The organism is Nitrosomonas sp., assembly GCF_024282095.1.
Classification (GTDB): Bacteria; Pseudomonadota; Gammaproteobacteria; order Burkholderiales; family Nitrosomonadaceae; genus Nitrosomonas.
The window spans coordinates 35,609-54,702 of sequence record NZ_JAMWZS010000016.1 but is presented as its reverse complement, the minus strand read 5'-3'; the positions used below and the strand labels follow the sequence as shown (position 1 = coordinate 54,702).

General features: G+C 44.3%; 9 protein-coding genes. All 9 read left to right on the top strand.

Annotated features, from left to right (window positions below):
• The coding region (locus Q0K92_RS06535; protein WP_297325005.1) for a TRAFs-binding domain-containing protein at window positions 1-1,050 on the top strand (1,050 nt) is incomplete at its 5' end.
• Window positions 1,051-1,175: 125 nt separating this feature from the next.
• Window positions 1,176-3,557: an HET-C-related protein gene (locus Q0K92_RS06530; protein ID WP_297325004.1), complete on the top strand. Its 2,382-nt coding sequence runs from the start codon at window positions 1,176-1,178 to the stop codon at window positions 3,555-3,557.
• Entirely contained in the window at window positions 3,554-7,156 is a 3,603-nt protein-coding gene (locus Q0K92_RS06525) for a DUF6603 domain-containing protein (protein ID WP_297325003.1), read from the top strand. The genes Q0K92_RS06530 and Q0K92_RS06525 overlap by 4 nt, the downstream gene beginning before the upstream one ends.
• Before the next feature lie 381 nt (window positions 7,157-7,537).
• Entirely contained in the window at window positions 7,538-9,862 is a 2,325-nt protein-coding gene (locus Q0K92_RS06520) for a hypothetical protein (protein WP_297325002.1), read from the top strand.
• Window positions 9,863-9,884: 22 nt separating this feature from the next.
• On the top strand, window positions 9,885-14,468 hold the full coding sequence (locus Q0K92_RS06515; RefSeq protein WP_297325001.1) for a hypothetical protein: 4,584 nt from the start codon (window positions 9,885-9,887) through the stop codon (window positions 14,466-14,468).
• Window positions 14,469-14,523: 55 nt separating this feature from the next.
• Window positions 14,524-16,263 (top strand): hypothetical protein, encoded by a 1,740-nt coding sequence (locus Q0K92_RS06510; RefSeq protein WP_297325000.1) that lies wholly within the window; start codon window positions 14,524-14,526, stop codon window positions 16,261-16,263.
• Between the two features lie 54 nt (window positions 16,264-16,317).
• Window positions 16,318-17,685, top strand: a complete 1,368-nt coding sequence (locus Q0K92_RS06505) for an H-type lectin domain-containing protein (protein WP_297324999.1) — start codon at window positions 16,318-16,320, stop codon at window positions 17,683-17,685.
• A gap of 68 nt (window positions 17,686-17,753) precedes the next feature.
• Entirely contained in the window at window positions 17,754-17,972 is a 219-nt protein-coding gene (locus tag Q0K92_RS06500) for a hypothetical protein (protein ID WP_297324998.1), read from the top strand.
• 118 nt (window positions 17,973-18,090) lie between these two features.
• The gene (locus tag Q0K92_RS06495; RefSeq protein WP_297324997.1) at window positions 18,091-19,086 is read left to right on the top strand and encodes a hypothetical protein; all 996 of its coding nucleotides are present in this window, start codon (window positions 18,091-18,093) and stop codon (window positions 19,084-19,086) included.
• The last annotated feature ends 8 nt before the right edge of the window (window positions 19,087-19,094 follow it).

The following is a 19,094-nucleotide window of genomic DNA, read 5'->3' as shown; positions in this document are numbered from 1 at the left end:
GCAGCCTATGAACTCGGCGTGCGCTATGCCTTACGGCCTTATGCAACTATTGTAATCGCAGAAACCGAATTTAATTATCCTTTTGATTTCAATCATATCGTTTTTCGTACATACAAACACCTTGGCAAAGAAGGGTTGAGTTGGCAAGAAGCCAATCGCTTTATCAATGAACTTAAAGCGGCGATAACTGAGATTATTACCCAACAGAAAACCGATAGCTCTGTTTACACCTTCTTGCCTGATTTAGAGCCGCCCAGTGTATTCTCAGCTGTTAATTCATCAACAGATGTAACAAATACAGCAAATACAAGTCTCTCAAATGCTTCAACGGATCAGAATGCAAAACAGCTTTTAGACTTGGCCCGGCAAGCCATGATGCAGGATAATTTTGGTACCGCCAAACCATTGTTTGAAGCGATTCTGCAAATGCGCCCGAATGACGAATACGTCATCCAGCAGCTTGCTTTGGCAACTTATAAACATAAACTGCCTGATCCCAAAACTGCACTCTTGGCAGCTCACAAGATTTTACAAACACTTAAGCCGGAAACTACAAACGATCCGGAGACATTGGGGTTATGGGGAGCCATACACAAAAAGCTCTGGGAGCTCGAGCATGATCGTAAATTTCTCGATGAAGCGATCTCAGCATACGAGCGCGGTTTCTATCTCAAGCAAGATTATTACAACGGAATCAACGTCGCTTTTCTCTTGAATGAGCGAGCAGCAGTTGAAGAACAAACTGGAATGCGCGCCGAAGCCATTGCAGATTTTGTTCAAGCGCAACGCATCCGGCGGGAAGTAATGAAGTATTGTAAAAATCTGCTTGAGCTCGCTAACGGCACCAAAACTGAGGAAGACCGTTACTGGATTATTGCAACACTATGGGAAGCGGCGGTTGGTATTGAAGACGCTGTTGCGGAAAAACAGTGGTCGGAACAAGCCGCTGCGATGACAGTTGCTAATTGGATGCTTGCAACTACACAAGAACAAATTACGAAGCTTAAAAAACTTTTGAGTGCTTCGCCTTTAAGGTTTTTATATGACTAAATATCAATTAGTTTTATTTTTCTGAAAAGAATAACTGATGAAGGTTCTATCTTTGAATACAAAGATTCGCGATGACTAATATTTCCTGTTTTATTTGCAGATGTTCATACAAGGAGTGAAATGAGATGAACACGCACGGTCATGAAAGTGTCGCCGAAGCTGCGGGATTACCATTGCTGAAAGCTGCGTTTAGTCAAACAATGGAGAATCCGCGATTGAATGCTTTTTACCTGGGTAACTGGATTGCTGATTTAAGTCAATTAATTGATCCAGTCGCTGCTACTACTGCTGCTGATACAATAAAAAATTATATTGAAGATATCACTGATTGGGCTATAAATGGTATTTGGGCTTCAAATGGTATTGTCATTTTAAATAATAGATTAATTCCATTAGATGAACTTTTTCTTTATGACTCGATAATTCGTAAACAGAGGGAAAAACTATTAACTGCGGTTAATGAATTTTTTAACTTTATTATTCAACCTGATCCAGTTAATGGAACTTCACCATGGTATAAAGCTGTTCAGCCAGGCATCTTGCTTAAAGGCTATTTTAAGTTTGTTCATCCTAAATCTGATGGCCAGCCACTTAGAATGGATCTGGAGGCCTATTTAAAAATTCTCGAAACTTTATATCAACAGTATTATCCTCATGAACATCTAGACCGCCCTACTCATCCAGAACCGCTCGAAGGGGTTCCTGGCGGTGGAGCTACTCAGTATGACGATAGACGCGCAACTGGTCCGAGAACGGGCAATCAATCGCAATCACCCGATCTGTATATTTATTTGCGTGACTTTCTTGAGATCATTGCAGGGAGATTAACCAAATTGGATATAGATTGGGCAAGTCGCTATCTTGCTACATCAGGTATTTCTGACAGCGATATAGGTTGGAACTTAGGTTTGGCTGAATTGGGGCAAGCTTTGCATGGATTGGAAGACTTCTTCGCTCACTCGAACTTTATAGAACATGCTGCTTTAGTGATGGGGGATAAGTATCTTCCTAAAAGCTATCAATTCGACGAATCACGCTTTTTAAAACGACTGAAGCGATACAATTTTCAGCAGATTCCTGACGATTGGACGGTAAATGCTGAAGAAGATTACGTTGTTACTGGTTACTTTGATTTCAAAGATACTAAGATTTCATTAGGGCATTTGTTGATTGAGGGTTTGCCTTTGCTTCCGCGCGATGTAACTCGAGATATCCGTAGCGCGCATGATTATATCGTTGACATAGAAGGTAGTGATGCAGCAATTCTAGATAAGTTTGATAAGCTAGTTAGTGATTTCCTGGAAATAATTGATGATTCTGGAAAGCTAAATCGCGATAACAAAGAAAACAGTGTTGTAGAAGCCATTTTGTGGTTCATTGAGAACACTCCGCTGGATACTCTAAATAGTGTCGACAAATTCATCGAGAAAGTTAAAAGTCCATCAGTGAATGTTGATGACTTTTCCAAACTATTCGAGCGAATGCCACTTTTTCAAGAAATCCAGCAAATTAGCCCTAAATATATCCGCCCAGAATATGCAGCTCTACTTTTCAAATACTTTTTTGATTTCATACGAGGAGTAACTAATACTGTTAGAGGTGGCAGGACGGGGATTAGCATCTATAAGTCAGTAAAGGAAATTGTAGAGCTATTAGCAGCTCCTGAGATTTGGATAATTAAGCAATTACCAGAAAAGCTAGCTAAATTATTGCTGCAATATGAGATGCACTATTCTATTGAAGCTAAATTTAATGCAATGGGAGCTGAACGTATAGGTTGTCACTCACTGATCGCCAAAGATCATGGCAGTGAAGTGCTGTATCAAGAGATGAAAAACTGTGCCACAGCTGCTCATTATTACGTTGTTCAAACGATTTTGCGTAGAGCTGATCCTAACTATGCTAATCGACCTGAAAGTCAACAATGGGTTAACTGGCTGGAACTAATTGAGCATCTTACTAATCATCCTGCTGCTAATGTAGTTTGCGCTATCCCTAAAGATGTACCAGTAGAGATTATTCATACTATTACCTCAGAGGAAAAAGCTCGCGGTTTAGAGCAACTTTTGAAAGATCTGTTAGTTATCTACCAACCAAGGACTTTGAAGCCGACCGGTTTACCATTTAGCGAAAAAAGTATTCTTCATGGTAATTGTTCAGTAAAACTAAAAAGGTATAACTGGGTTCCGCTGGCTGAAAACATAGTTGCTTCAATCCTGCCACCCCCTATCAGTGTCCCGCTGCGATTGCGACGATTGATTATTCCTTACATTAAGTTCACGGTTAATGTCTGTGATCCAACCGCAGTCTCCCCTCGCTGGTATATGCCAATAATGCAAAGTGATCCAAATGGATGGGAAATAATTAAAACTCAAGGTGTCTTGCACACGATTAAATATCATATCAACCGCCAAGAAGCGCTCGAACAAATATCGCACAGTGATAGCTTGCGGGAAAAATGGAAAAACCATTATAGACCCAAAGTAAAAGAAGGATCTGGCCAATGACAAGTGAGCAAGAAAGTACATTAGGAACCCTGGCAAAAGAACTAGTCTTGGCCTTAAAGCCGCTTGCTCAGCAAAATTCAACGGCTGATGCGGCTGAGCTACCAGAGTTTTTTCAAATTATTCTAGAATCTGTTGGCTTGAGGCTTGAAAGAACTTTAGGAAATCAGACCATTCAGTCTATAAGGGATCTACTAAGTAGCATTTCTGCTGTCTATAAAACAGTTGAATCACTTGTTGAACAGCCTGATTCATTAGATTTAAATAATATACCGACTGCTATCCAAGCACTTGAGAGCATTATCAGTAATCTACAGAAACTTAATCAACTACAACTAAAGGCTTATCAAGCTGATGGGATTCTGATTGAACTCCAAGATCTTGGTCAAATATTATTAGAATACCTTATTACCGAATATCTGGAAGAGCAACATCCGGCTGTTTTTAATTTTCTGGCCCAATTTGGAATAATCGAGTTTGGAGATCTGGATGCTGATGATTTTAACCAACGACTAGCGCGATTGCGCTTAGAAAGAATAATAGTCTTTATACGTGATCCGAAAGTGGCAGCTAGAGACATCTATGGTTGGGGAGACGAGAGTTTTAATCCTTATCGACTATTCGCTCCATTGGTTTTTCTTCTACGGAGTGTGGGATTTCCTGCTTCCTTTGCTTATCCCACTGAGGCTGATGGAATAGCTTTGGGTTGGGATGGAGCTGTCGATCGACCGGAGCTGGAGGTTCATGTTCCTCTTTTTCGTGAAGCAAGCGATATAGATTTACGGGCTGGCTTCGCTATTCAGAAATTATCATCTAATCAAGTCAATGGCGGTGGATTAGCGATAGTCCCTTATGGTATTGGTAACACTTCCCAGAAAGCAAACGTTGGACAGAACTGGGAGCTCGATTTTATATTTTCTGGCAACGTGACGGGACGTTTTGGACTTATAGTCAGTTTTGATCAGGTAGAGATACGAGCACTAGATGATGGAGCTAACGTAGGAGTAAATTATGATTTTCGCATAACGTCGACTCTAACAAACAAGGCTGATCCAGGTAAGAAAATCTTTTTGTTGGGACAGAGTGATATTGCTGTGATCGAAGCCGATGGTGCTGGCATAGCACTTGGTCTGCAGTTTAAGAACAATGACGCAGAGTTTTTCGTAGAGCTTCCAATTAAGGGTGGCCAAATTTCCTTAAGCAATACTAAAAGTGACGGTTTCCTCCAAAAAATCCTCCCCAAGGATGGTATACGTATCGATTTCGACCTTATCATCGGCTGGTCAAACAAGAAAGGACTCTATTTCCGAGGTGGTGCCGGTTTAGAAACTACTTTGCCCATCAACAAAAATCTGTTTGATGTACTCCTCATCAATTCCGTTTATCTGGCTATCCTGGCAAAGGAATCAGGCATTAGTCTGGCAGCGGCTACTTCGGTAACACTTAAGCTCGGGCCTGTTACTGTGGCAATTGAGCAAATGGGATTAAAAGCCGATATTTCTTTCCCGGAGAGAGGTGGCAATCTTGGGCCGGTAAATTTGGGGATTGGTTTTAAACCCCCTAAAGGCGCGGGGCTTGTCATCGACGCCAGTGCGGTGGTTGGGGCTGGGTTTCTTGAGTTTGACCCGGATAATGCGATGTACTCCGGGTTTGTTTACCTGGAGATAGTCAAAAAAATCAGTGTCACAGCAGTAGGACTGATAACAACCCGGATGCCAGATGGTTCTCCGGGTTTTTCGTTATTGGCGTTGGTTGCGGTGCAATTTTCTCCCGGAATCCAGTTGGGTTATGGATTTACGTTGAATGGGCTGGGCGGTCTTCTGGGGATTAATCGTACCGTCACAGTTGATGCTTTACGCAGTGGATTACGCAATGGCACGTTGGGCTCAATCTTATTCCCATCCGATCCAAATAAAAATATCGCGCGTATTATCAGTGACCTAAAAGCGGTATTCCCGCCTGCGGAGGGCCGTTTTGTCTTTGGCCCGATGGTGATTTTGGGTTGGGGGCCTAATGAACTGATTAAACTGGAGCTAGGCATTATTTTGGAATTACCTGATCCGATCCGGTTATTGATTCTTGGCCGCCTGAGCTTGAAATTACCGGATGAGAAAAATCCGGTGGTACGCTTGAAACTCGATTCACTCGGTGTGATTGAATTCGCAACGGGCGATGTGTCTTTGGATGCGGTGTTATACGATTCTGAAATCAAGGGCTTTACGATTACCGGTGAAATGGCCTTGCGTGCCAATTTCGGAGCATCACCCGGGTTTCTATTGTCTGTTGGTGGTTTCCACCCGGCATTCAAAGCACCTCCTGGTTTCCCGGCGCTGCAGCGCGTAGCGATCAGCCTTGCGACAGGTGATAATCCACGATTGCGGCTGGCAGCTTATATGGCGATCACAACCAATACGGTTCAGTTTGGCGCTGCGTTGGAAATTTATGCCAAAGCTGGCCCTTTTAGCCTGGAAGGGCAACTAAGCTTCGATGCTTTGATTCAATTTGATCCATTCGGACTTGCCATCGGCCTGGGCGCCATGATCGCCATTAAGAGCGGCAAGCAAGTGCTGCTTTGCATCAAGCTGGATATGAATTTGACTGGCCCAACGCCGTGGCATGCCTGGGGAGAGGCCCGGTTTACGCTGTTGTTTTTTGAAGTCAAGATTCCCTTCGAAGTCAAATCAGGCGAGGAATTGCATCCTGAATTACCAACGCCCGTGGATTTGTTGCCACGGATGAACGAAGCATTGAAAGAACCTACCAATTGGTCCACTCAGCTTCCACAGGGTGAACATCCGTTGGTTGTATTTCGTGAACAAGCTAAGGGAGGCGGCATATTAGTTCATCCATTGGCAATGTTACAGGTGAATCAACGCGTAGCGCCACTCAATGAAGATATCTATAAATTTGGTAATGCCACCTTAAAGGACGGGGTGCAACACTTTAAGTTGTTAGTTGATGGTGTTGATGTGCAAAAATCAGATTATGTTCAGGATTGGTTTGCTCCAGCGCATTTTCGTGACATGACTGATGACGAGAAGATTGCAGCCGATTCATTTGAGCAAAAGGATGCTGGTATACGCTTTACGCAAGAGGGGTTTAGTTGCGGGGCTGCTGTCATAGAAAATGAGATGGAGTATGAGACTGAATACTCTGACGCATCTAAAAAGACTGTATCCAGCATAAAAACCGCGAAAGCGCCGATTTCCAAGAAGCGTACAGGGAAATCTTCAAAGGATGCCCAACCCTATCGATTGACCAATGAATTTTTAGAACAAGTTGCCTGTTTGGGAGCAGTTGGACAATCCTTGCTGCTAAAGACAGGAAATGCAAGATACCAAAGTGATGGGGTAAAAAGTGCTGTACCTGTTTTTAATGTGAAACCACGTAGCTTCATAGTCGTGGGTGGCAATGCCGCTACCGATACCAGAAATGGAAATAATTCAATTAGAAGAAAATCAACGGCTTCTAGTTCTAAACGTACGGTGAAAAGCCAAGAAACGAAAGTTGTGGAAAGCTATACCGAGGCGTTGGATTTATTGAAGATAAATCGAAATGCATCACCAGCAACGCGAGCGCGATTAAAAATAGTTCCTTTATAGAGTGAGTCTTAGATGAATGATACTTCCTACTATTTTTTACCTTGGGTTCGCTATGGCTTGTTGAAGAACGATAAGGATATGCCTGTACTCGGTGAAAATGCGTTCCATGGTGGCTTATCCTTTCCTGAGCGAGCAAAGATCATCGTTGATCTTAAGCTCAATGACCAGCCTGTTAAAGTCAACGATTTATCGCTCTTTGGTCCTGGCGATGTGGTTGGAATTGATTCGCGTGAAGTTGTCCGCACCGAGCCACGTCATCTTACGGCGGATTTTCTACCTCATCTTTTTCCATTCATTGAGTTTGACCGGCCTGATTTTCCGTGGCTATTTACTCCTGGCAAGCCTGACGCCAATGACTGTCTGTTGCCCTGGATTGTTTTGGTGGTTTTACGCAAAGAGAATGGGAAAATTATTACGGATCCTGCAAAGTCATCGCCGGAATTAGAATGCGATATTAAAGAACTTCCAGACCTGAATGAATCATGGGCATGGGCGCATGCACAGTACGTTGGGGCTTCAGGTGCCAGCCAGGAGCATATTCCTGGCGAATTAGCAGCCAAACCTTTGCAAAATGTTTCCCGGCTAATCTGTCCGCGCAAGCTGCAAGCAAATGATCATTACATGGCTTGTGTCGTGCCTGCTTTTAAGGTGATTGAAGGCGCAGATCAGAATGGTCAGTTAGCGCCAGCTTGGAAGCTAAGCGACAGTGGCATGATTAGATTACCTGTTTATTATCATTGGGAATTCAGTACAGCAATGGAAGGGGATTTCAAGAGTTTTGTCAAAAGACTTAAGATGCCTGGAGAGTTGGATAAAAAAGTTCAGGAGACTTTCTTTCGTCGCATGGACATCTCAAGTTTATTCGACAAAAAGCCAGATCCAGCAGTAACGCTGGATATCATCAGCGCTCTTGAACTTGAAACATCAAATGAACCAGATTCAGAGGATAAAGATGTTCTCGAAAATATTGGGGATAAGATTGGGAAGCGAATTGATGGTTCTCAATCTCCTTCAGACAATGTTCCGCTGCCTGTTTATGGTAGCTGGCATGTAAAAAAGGATGTACCCAGTATACCGTCTCTAGATGATGCCGGCTTACCTTTCTGGTACGAGCAACTTAATACCGATCCACGCTATCGGGTTGCGGCTGCGTTGGGCACACAGGTCATTCAACGTCAGCAAGAACAGCTAATGGCAGCTGCGTGGGAGCAAGCCGGCGGATGGCAGGCAGCTAATCAGTTGATCAGGCAAAAACAACTTGCCGAGAATGTGTCAAATTCAATTTTTAAACGACTCGGACGTCTATCGGATGCGACCTTTATGCAGATAACCGAGCCTGTTGCTAAAGCGGTAGATTACCATTTACATTCGGGTGAAAAAAAATCTGCTGCATCTCAAAAGACTAAGCGGGTGGCTACAGAGTTAGCAGAGAATCAATTAGAGAAGGTGCTCGTGTCGGCGAGTTGCCGCCGTTTGTTGAGATCGCAAGGACATTTATTTGGCGGCGGTCTGGCTTTGGGTGAGCAAAAGCTGCAGCAAAAAAGTCCTAAGATTTCTCGCATTACAGCGGCGGTCGGTTCACCTGAAAAAAGAGAGGAAGTTTTAGTAACTTCGCCGGTCAGCGTTGTAATTCCCTGGATAATAGCGAGTTATTATCCAGTTTTCGTTGTTCAGGCTCAACCGGTGTTGCCTGAACCCCAACAAGAATTGATCGATACAGTCAAAAAAACCCGCCTGGAAAATATCAGACCCAACTTGACTTTCAGAGAGGATATACAGGCTAGATTGGAATTGCCGCAAAGCGGGTTGAAGGATTCTCGGCAACGTAAATTAGATAAGGCCCCCTCTAATGCTGAAGATCAAAAGCCACTCGAATTGCGCAGCAAGGATTCTTTGTCTTTTCCTCAGCCGATGTGTGAGCCGCTGCGTGATTTATTCCAGGAAATGCTCATTCCTGGAGTCGATCAGATTCCCAATAACTCATTGGTTACTTTAAAAACTAATGCGGCATTCATTGAAGCGTACCTGGTAGGGCTCAATCATGAAATGAGCCGTGAGCTATTGTGGCGGGAATATCCCACTCATTTGGGCAAGACTTACTTCCGGAAATTCTGGGATGATCGCGGCAGTGATAAGCCTGTTCAACATGATATTTCTGAAATACATGAATGGGAAAGAGGTCTTGGTGAAAATATGGTCCCGGGTCGTGGAGAGCTTTGGGTGCTCCTGATTAAAGGGGATCTCCTGATGCGTTATCCGAATACCATTATCTATGCGCAAGAAAAAGGAAATCCAGAATATCAGTTTCCGGTATTACGAGTCAGTCCTGTGCCTGGTATTACGCTGTTGGGATTTAGCATTAACATGAAGTCCTCTGGCGATAATTGGTCTTTTATTCTTGAAGAAAATCCAACGGAAACAAGATTTGGACTGGATATTGTTAGAAACGAGAAAGAGTTTTTGACAACATGGTGCAATTTGATATGGGATGATGTTCCACTCCGCGATGATGACAGTGGGTATATTTACCTTAAACCAGATACAAAATCAGAGCCTAAATCCGATGCGGCTAAAAAATATATAACGCTTGATTCAGCTAATTTGTTGAACGCTTTTTGGGCTAGAAATAGCGCCCATCTCGCCTATATTACATTACAAAAACCCTTTCGCTACATCATTTTGTCGAGTGAATGGTTTGTGAAATAAACTAATAAGGAACATAGTAGAAATGCCAGCAATCAATCTAAACAGTTCGCTCGGACTCGAAACTGATCTGCCTCTTGCGCTGTTCCCTGTGCGGTTGGAAACTCATTTTGCAGATGATGAACTGCTGGTGCGCATATATCCTGATACCGTGCATGTGGATTCATTTGAGCCTGAATTGACTGAGACTGAGATCGCTTGGGGGAGAAATTTCTGGATACATACTTGGCGGGCGGGAAATGATAAAGCACAAGCACGCAGCGCCTGGGCGCAGCTTGCAGAACATTTTGGAGCCGCACGTGCCGCCTGGATTGCTCAGAAGCTGACCCCCAAAAACCCAGAAAAACAGCCTTCCAATCCTATTTCAGCTGAAGCTAAATTACCGGCTGAACCAGAATTTCCAAAACCAGAAACACATACCGATGCCTGGACTCGAGCGCCCTATACCCAAATACTTCCCGATAAATGGATTGCACTGATTTATGAAAGTGAAGATTCTGAACCGCTTATTTATGATGAAGGAAAACCTATAAAGTTGCCACTTCATGTCGGAATTTCTCCCGATAAAAATAAAGGGTTGAATGCTGATGCCATAGAGAATGACGATAAAGTTGGTTGGCTGATCAATTTTAACAAAGCTGAGGAAATGGGAATGGGGTTGCGCATTCCTTATGCATCAGCTAAGCCTATCAAACGGCTTATGGTACTGGGTGTCAATACTGCATTTGACGGAAAGCAAGGTCAGACGAAACTCCAGGAATTGATTCGTGCGCACCATCACACACAGGGAATCAGCTTCTTGCCGCAGGGGACACCTACCAATAATACCGACGACGTTGTTTCGGGGTACAGTACGCTCGACCCAGGTTTTGAAAACAGTTACCGCGTTGAGCGGGAGCCTGCTTCTGACTTGATTGAAAATTCTAATCGTGCGATCACTGCTCAAGCACTTGGTATTGATGTTCTTGTACATGTGCGCGAAGCGGATAGACTTGGTATTGATGATGTTCTTGCACATGTGCGCGAAGCGGATAGCATCGAACAATTTAACGCTCGGATTATGAATGCTACGCTCTGGCAAGCCACTTGGGGGTATTTTCTGGAACAAATGATGGCTGGGTCGAATGCACCGACTGACAAAGAATTGCGCTTGGCGCGTGCTCATTTTGAACGTTATGTACGTGCCCGGGGACCATTACCAGCGATTCGTGTTGGTGTACAGCCTTACGGCTTGTTGCCTGTGATATCGCTCAAGCACTGGGAAGTCATGGATGATGATACATCCATAGATAAACCATTGGCTGCTTTTTTGTATAAATTACGTGAAACTTGGAAAGCCGCACTGGTATCTGTTCCTAAAGTACCTGGGGGCTCGGGTACTTTTGATGAATTGCAGAATATCCTCAATCTCAATCCCGTTTCAGTGGCTTATCATCGACGAGCTGGTCAGCGTATTGCACGGCTTTCACCGTCCTCTGAATCCAGTACACATGATTCTTCTGAATCCAGTAAACATTATTCTTCTGGTAATCAAGCATGGGAAAACAAAATGCAGGGTTCCGAGTTAACCTGGATACCGCGCCACATTCGGATGGTATATGGCGATTATCCTTCCAATTCTCAATGGCCGGGAGGAATGATTACTCCACCCGGTGCCACCGGTAATAAGGATAAAGAGTTTTTCAATTATTTGAGCACAAGCTCTTATGATGAAATCCTGCTACTTAAGTTAAATTCTGAGTCAAATCCATTATCGCATTGGCTGTTACGCGAGGCGTGCTTGCGGGAATATTTGGTTGCTGCTATTCGTATTCTTAAATTGCCACCCGAAGAACGTACGGAATCCGAGTTTGAAGAAGGGGAGATTCCTGCCTTGTGGAATGTATTGGGCCGTTCAGATTCTAGTCTGGACCCTCCTAAAGTTTCAGATTACTTGGATAACATTAAACAGCAACTGAGTAGTCATGATTTTAATGTTGCAAAAATACCAAAAATATCAGTTGAACTCGCAAGTGAACTTGGTGAATTTTCATCATTCTTCAGAAACCTAGATTATCTGAGTAAACTGGCTAGTGAAGCCAGTGCTTTGCTGGACGAATTATTTCGTGAAACATTGGATCTTTGTTCACATCGCTACGATGCTTGGGCGACCTCATTAGCTACCAAACGGCTTGAGTCGATGCGTAATAAACCAAAGAAATCAAAAGGAATTTATTTGGGAGGATATGGATGGGTGGAGGATTTAAAACAGGGGGCAGCAACAGAGGAAAATCACGGTTTCGTTCACGCCCCCTCGCTTGCTCATGCGACAACGGCTGCGTTATTGCGTAGTGGCTACTTGTCTCGCACCGATCAAAATGATCGAGAAGCGCTCGCGGTTAATTTATCTTCGGAACGTATTCGCAATGCATTGTGGTTACTCGATGGCGTACGCCAGGGACAATCGCTGGGAGCTTTACTCGGTTATCGTTTTGAACGGGGGTTACATGAGAATCATCCAGGTCTGATACTTGATCAATACATCCCCATTTTCCGCAAAATTGCGCCATTGGATATAACAACATATTCTGAAGACGCCATTAACGCACAACCTGTTAACCAGGTGGTGGATGGATTGGAGCTTTTGTATAGATGGCGACCTAACCCCGATCCAACTAAACCCAATCCGTTTGAGCCTATTCCATGGGGACAATACGGTTTGCCTGATCAAATTAATAATGCGGATAAATATAATGCTTGCGTCAAGGAACTGAAGAACCTCGAAGATGCAGTGGATGCCATTGGTGATCTGGTTCTTGCAGAATCGGTTCATCAGATCGCTCAAGGAAATCCAGTCCGCGCAGGTGCAACCTTGTCGGCTATTGCTGAAGGTGAGGCACCACCCCCGGAACTTGATGTGATTCGTACACCGCGTACTGGGATTGCCATTACACATCGAATTGCGGTTATTTTTACCGGCTTGCCGAAAGGACCTGTTTGGGGGTCGCAAACTGCGCGGGCGCGAGCGGAACCTTTTCTAAATGCTTGGGCAGCCCAGCTGTTTGGGCCTCGTGTGCCACAAGCAGCTTGCAGTGTCGTATATCATAATGCAGAGAATTCGATTATTTCGGATCCACTTACGATTACGTTAGATCAACTCGGTTTGGCACCGATTGATTTGCTTTATCTGCCCGAGAGTGAAGGTGATGCGCAACGCTCAGAGCTGGAGCAGCGTATCATTTATTTGGTACAGCAGTCTTTACCTGCTACTCAAACATCGGCTACTGAGATTAGACTCAATTTTGTGCCCAGCCCTGGCTCGTCGAATGCTATTTTGAGTTTTGCAGAAGTTCTGGAAATAGTGCGAGTGGCACGGAAATTAATTACTTCATCACAAGTGCTTAGCTCTCGTAATCTAGCGCAACCTGGCCAATCCATTCCACTCGAAGCAGAAGAAGATACAGTGCGGGCCGGAGAGTCTGCAGATTCGCCGTTGGCATTAAGTGAACGTATAAAGTTAACGTTGAAAAATTTTACAGATGCTTACACAAAATTATTCATAGATTTTCAAGAAGATAAAACAGCAGTTATTGACTTTGGCATGGTCCGCAAACGCCTCGAGCAATTATCAAACATGGCCGGTGTGCTGGCTGAGGATAGTTCAGAACGATTAATTGATTGCCAAACTATCCGCGACAACTTAATGCAGCTATCGCTGTATAGTTTAGCCGATGCGATTCCAATTGCTCCGATAGGAGAAACGCCTAAAGTACAGAAAACGCTCTTGTCCCAGCTTCAATCTATTCTCGATGTAATTGAAAAGCGTTACGATCGCATAAAAACTTTGACAGATAGTCACAATAATTTAAAGACTGAAGATAAAACGTCTGCTGTCATGCGCGATTACCATGTTGCCAGGATGCGTGAAATTTTCGGACAAGAATTTCGTGTTCTCCCGCGTTTTAGCCCAATTAATGCAGCAGATTTGCGTACAACCTTTTTGGCAAGTAACGAATTGCAAAATAATAACCCGCTGGAATCAGTCACATGGTTTCAGCGTATTGCACGTGTGCGGGAAGGGGCAGCGCGTTTGGATGCCGTTTTGATGTATGCAGAAGCAATTGGAGAAAGTAAACTGGGCTTCAGTGTTGGGCAGCTACCTTATGATCCGAAGAAAGATCCCAAGGAGCGTTGGGTAGCTTTACCTGGGGATTTGCCAGGAAGCCGTTTATCCCTTGTTGTTCATGCGCCGGCAGACCTGGATCTTGCAAATCCGGTAGCGGGATTGCTCATTGATGAATGGGTGGAGGTGGTTCCAAGCAAAGAGGAAATCACAGGACTGGCATTTCATTTCGATGCGCCGCAATCACGCGCACCGCAAGCTATTTTACTAGCAGTGCCACCTAATAAAAATTCAGAATGGAATTTGGAAATATTGGCGGATACGCTACTCGAGACACTGGAACTGGCCAAATTCCGGGCAGTGGATTTAAGTCGTTTGCTACATCCCAAACACGATGGTTCAAAACCAAATGAACCTGGCACATTAACAGACATAGGACAGTTCCTACCGGCACTTTATTTTTCTCAAGCCCGCGCCCCTGAATGGAAGGAGAAAGCGCCATCATGACACTATGTTTCTTAATTGATCTTTGCCATTCCAGATCAGGGAGGTAATTGTATTTATGTCAACCAATATCTGGTTACGCCTTGAACCAAGCAGCCTCGGTACAAATCTGGAGGCGGGGTTGCGTGCAGCCGTTCATGATCCCCTTTGGATGCTCGCAAGGCAGTGGCAAATCGGAGAATTTCGTTTTGAAAATGTGGGTTCTCCGGTACATGCCCAGATGGTGATGAATTGCACTCCATTGACCCGAAATTCCTCCAATAAGGCCGTCAAAATGGGGTCTCTGCCATTGGAAACAATAATTGAGCGTGAAAAAGTTCGTATGGATGGGAAAGATCAGCCGCGCTTGGTAGCGGAAGCCGGTTTGCATTTTTTGCGATTGTTAGCGGTTTATGGAGATTCCGGAAAACTTCGAAGTGCCATATTGAAAGTGGAAGAGTTTCGACTTCAACCGCCTGATGAAAAGCGGCTCAAAGAACTTGAACATGATCACAATACAGTCAATTTCTTGCGCGTGATGGCGAATCGGGTTCCGGATGGTCATGTGCTTTATGACCAAGTGCAGAAAAAATCGCAGGATTGGCAAGCGTGGTATCAATCACATAATCCGGCAGAGCGTGACACGATTGACAAAACAGTTAAGAGCTGGAGTGAATGGTACAAAACACTGTTTAGTGAACCCGATGCGGATGAATCCGCTTGGTTGCCGAATCGGCTGGAATATCGTATCAGCGTGGCTGCACCGGCTCCAGAAGGCGAAATTGTGCTAAATGCGCCTGAATATAGTGGTGGCCATCTGGACTGGTATTCTTTCAATATCCAGCAAGGTGGGTCCTTAGGTGCTAAGCGAACTGATCTTAATCCAGATGAAATCAAAGCAGAGAAAATTTCATGTAGTGCGATTCCAATGCCTATCAATTACCGAGGTATGCCTGTTTCACGTTATTGGGAATTTGAGGATGCTCGAGTTGATTTTGGTGCCATGGCTGCAGGACGTCAGCAGCTGGCTAAGTTACTGCTTATCGATTTCGCCCTGATTACCGGGGACGATTGGTTTATCGTTCCTGTCATGGTGCCGGTCGGAACGCTCTGTAACACGCATACACTGGAAGTACGGAATACCTTTGGAGAGCTTTTGTCAGTGTCCTCAGCGTATAACATTGATAGGGAAAACGCAAAGAAAGAAGGCAGGCCAGACAAAGAACTGCCCTGGAGCATGTTCCAGCTTTCGTTCGATTCGTCATCAAACACATCGGCAGACTTTAATTTGTTTCTTCCACCGACACTCGGTACAAGCTTGCATGGCCCTGATCTAGAAGAAGTATTATTGCTGCGCGATGAAATGGCAAACATGGCCTGGGCTGTGGAACGAGTCGTGGAAGGACCGCTGGGTCAGGCATTCAATCGTTCAGAAGAATTTTTCCGCTCACGTGAATCTCAGTCCCCGCCGTCTGGATTCGCATCAGAAGAAAATCCACCGGCTTTGGTATACCGCTTGGAAAGTGAGGTTCCACAACATTGGATCTCGTTGCAACCTTACAGAATCGGAGATGATTCGCCACCAATATGGTTTAAACCATTCGGTGATGCGCAAGGGCGCATACTGGCGGAGAAGGAACCGATTCATGAGGAAGAAGTGCCGCGTGAAGGCGCCTACGTTGCGCGCGCCTGGCAATACGCCCGCTGGATTAATGGTGAAACCTACCTTTGGATTGGGTGCCGCAAAGGCGTGGGCCGGGGCGAAGGATCCAGTGGTTTGCAATTCGATAGGCTGATACCACCTAAAACCAATACCTAATATCAGTGAATAGCTTAATTGACATCTACAGGATAGCGGGAAAGGAGAAGAACAATGAGTGATAATCCAAACCAATGGTACCTTTCAGGGGAACTTCATATTGAAGGTGAAACTAGTAATAATCCCGATAATGAGGTGTGGCAAGATCATTTCGGCCATGACAATATTTGGGGGAAGTTTACAAAAATTGCAGCAGGAAAGATGTGGGGTTTGCAGAATGGTTATGGCATCCTACAAAACTGGGGGTCTGATCATCTTTTTGTAGGATTGAAAGATGAAGGATTGGATCGAAAGGATGCTGTAATTGCTTTTGGTGATAATGATGATGATTCGCTGCGCATTCTATTTTCAGGCTATGGGGCTCCGCCGCCAGCGCCTAAGGAGCTTTTAAGGGTTACGGCAAGTGGTAATGTTGGGATTGGAACTGTCGACGTTAAACGCACACTTCAAGTCGAAGGACATGAAATTCATAGTGGTGGACCAACAGGTGGTTTTTCCTTTGGAAATAGAGGTTCATCATTTGTTGAAACGCCACCAAATGGAGAACGCTGGGTTTGGTATTCTATTGAAAACAAAGCTAGATTATGGTCTGGAAATGATAAGCTTTGCATAACATCAGACGGCAAAATAGGCATTGGAACGACAACTCCATCGGGCAGATTGACCATAGCAGGCGTTATGCAGCCGTATCACGGATATCTAACAATTTTTCCGGATACGGCAGATTTTGAGTATGACGGCGGAAGTGACCGTCTATTTATCTTCAAGGATACAGCAGGTGGTACCACTTCGTTTCTAGGTGGCAATGTAGGAATTGGAACAACCAGCCTAACATCAAAGCTTCATGTGGCAGGGAATGCTGGAGTATTGAGTCTGGAAGGAATAGATCACGCTTACATCCAATGGTACCCCGGCGGACTAGGAGCAGGGCGAAAGGCATGGATCGGATTTGGAAACCGAGGTGATAGTGCGCTAAGCATTTGCAACGAAATGCCAGGTGGAAGAATGCATATCGCTGGAGATGAGTTACTTTTTTTACTAAATAAAGCTGGCGTAGTCGTAAGTAAAGCATGGGGTGGAAATGGTAATTTGACTGTTGAAGGCAACATAGCTGTCGGAGGAACATTTCAATTAAATGGTGGCGCGGTATTTAGTAAGTTCCAAACTGGGACCACTTCACTTGGTAGTAACGGAGTAGATAAAGGGTCTGTCAGTTTCTCAATTTCGTTTCCACAACCTTTCTCCTCAATTCCTAAGGTAATCGCAACAGCACGTGACGTTGAATCTCATGGTGATGTGTTTGTTGTATCCACTAAAGGAATCCATCCAAATGGATTTAGCATCAATGTCAGAAGACTTGATTCTTGGCCAGTTAATACGTGGGGCCAGAATCTACATTTGGATTGGTTTGCTTGGATTTAAATGTTGCCATGTAAAATATGAAAAATTTATATGTTATCAAGATCTTGATGTAAGGGAGTCAATAATCGATGCAAAAGAACATACAGCAACGCCTTGATGAATTAAAAAATGAATTCGAGAAGGGCCAAGCAAAACTCCAGGAATTGCAACAACAACAGGCGCATTTGCATGAAACGTTGTTAAGAATTGGTGGTGCAATCCAGGTATTAACCGAATTGCTGGAAAAAGAAGGCAGTGAATCTGAAAATACCAATACTCCAGTCAAATCGGTCAAAAATGAGTCTTGAGAAGCGGCTTGCGGTCATTGAGCCCATTCATGCAGGTAAGTCGTAGGCTAATTTCAATATGCCTCTATCAAGTGATCTCAGGTGTAATCAACCGAATTGCTGATGAAAGGAGATAACGATGAATGATAATCCCAACCAATGGTACCTTTCAGGCGATCTTTCCATCGATGGCAATGCAACGCTAAAAGCACCGGATAAAGGGATTTATAGCTTGCAGTTGAGCAGAATCGATGAGTCCGGCAGAGAACATAGATGGGCTTTTTGGCACATGAATAGTGAATACAGAAAAAATTCTCTGGAGATTTGGGAATACAAAACGGATAGCAGTGGTAAAAACTGTACGGGCGATTCTGCTGATGGCGCGATGTGTACTCCGAGGCTGGTAATTGCCGAGGGAGGTAATGTGGGTATAGGACCAGGAACACTTATCCCGGAGGCAAATTTGCATGTTTCGGGGGGCGCGCTTCTGGGCTCAGTGTCAGCCGGCGGTAATCCATCCAGTACTACTTCCAAATTTCCATATCCCTATGAAACTGTCGGCACGTTAAATCCTGCGCATAACTTGCGGCTTCATTCGATCAATATCATTGCATTTCATACAGGCAATTCGCAGTTTCCAACGGTTCATATTACTAGCAGTGGTGATCTCAATGTGTCGGGGAAAATAACGGGTAAAGGTAGTTTTGTTGCAGGTATGATTGTCATGTGGTCGGGCCACAGTAATACGATTCCAACGGGCTGGGTTTTGTGCGATGGAAATAATGGAACACCCAATTTAAGTGGAAGATTTATAGTTGGGCTTGATAACAATGATCCCGATTACAACTCCATAGGCAGAACAGGCGGAGAAAAAAGGCACACGATATCTGTAGCAGAATTACCGGCGCATAGTCATTCCGGGGAGACGAATGATACGAGCCAAGGCATTTCTCTACCGCAAGGAGGCGGTTTTGGGGGATCTCACGTATTGGCTGCTGCTGAACATAATGCGGGTTGGAATACGGACGCATTGAGACATACGCATTCGTTTACAACAAATAATATTGGTGGCAATCAGCCATTTGATAATCGTCCTCCTTACTATGTTGTGGCTTATATTATGTATAAAGGGTAATTATTAAA

Bases quoted from the DNA above. Each gene is read 5' to 3' on its own strand.
- Q0K92_RS06530 (WP_297325004.1), top strand. From the start codon at position 1,176: ATGAACACGCACGGTCATGAAAGTGTCGCCGAAGCTGCGGGATTACCA.
- Q0K92_RS06525 (WP_297325003.1), top strand. From the start codon at position 3,554: ATGACAAGTGAGCAAGAAAGTACATTAGGAACCCTGGCAAAAGAACTA.
- Q0K92_RS06515 (WP_297325001.1), top strand. From the start codon at position 9,885: ATGCCAGCAATCAATCTAAACAGTTCGCTCGGACTCGAAACTGATCTG.
- Q0K92_RS06510 (WP_297325000.1), top strand. From the start codon at position 14,524: ATGTCAACCAATATCTGGTTACGCCTTGAACCAAGCAGCCTCGGTACA.
- Q0K92_RS06505 (WP_297324999.1), top strand. From the start codon at position 16,318: ATGAGTGATAATCCAAACCAATGGTACCTTTCAGGGGAACTTCATATT.
- Q0K92_RS06500 (WP_297324998.1), top strand. From the start codon at position 17,754: ATGCAAAAGAACATACAGCAACGCCTTGATGAATTAAAAAATGAATTC.
- Q0K92_RS06495 (WP_297324997.1), top strand. From the start codon at position 18,091: ATGAATGATAATCCCAACCAATGGTACCTTTCAGGCGATCTTTCCATC.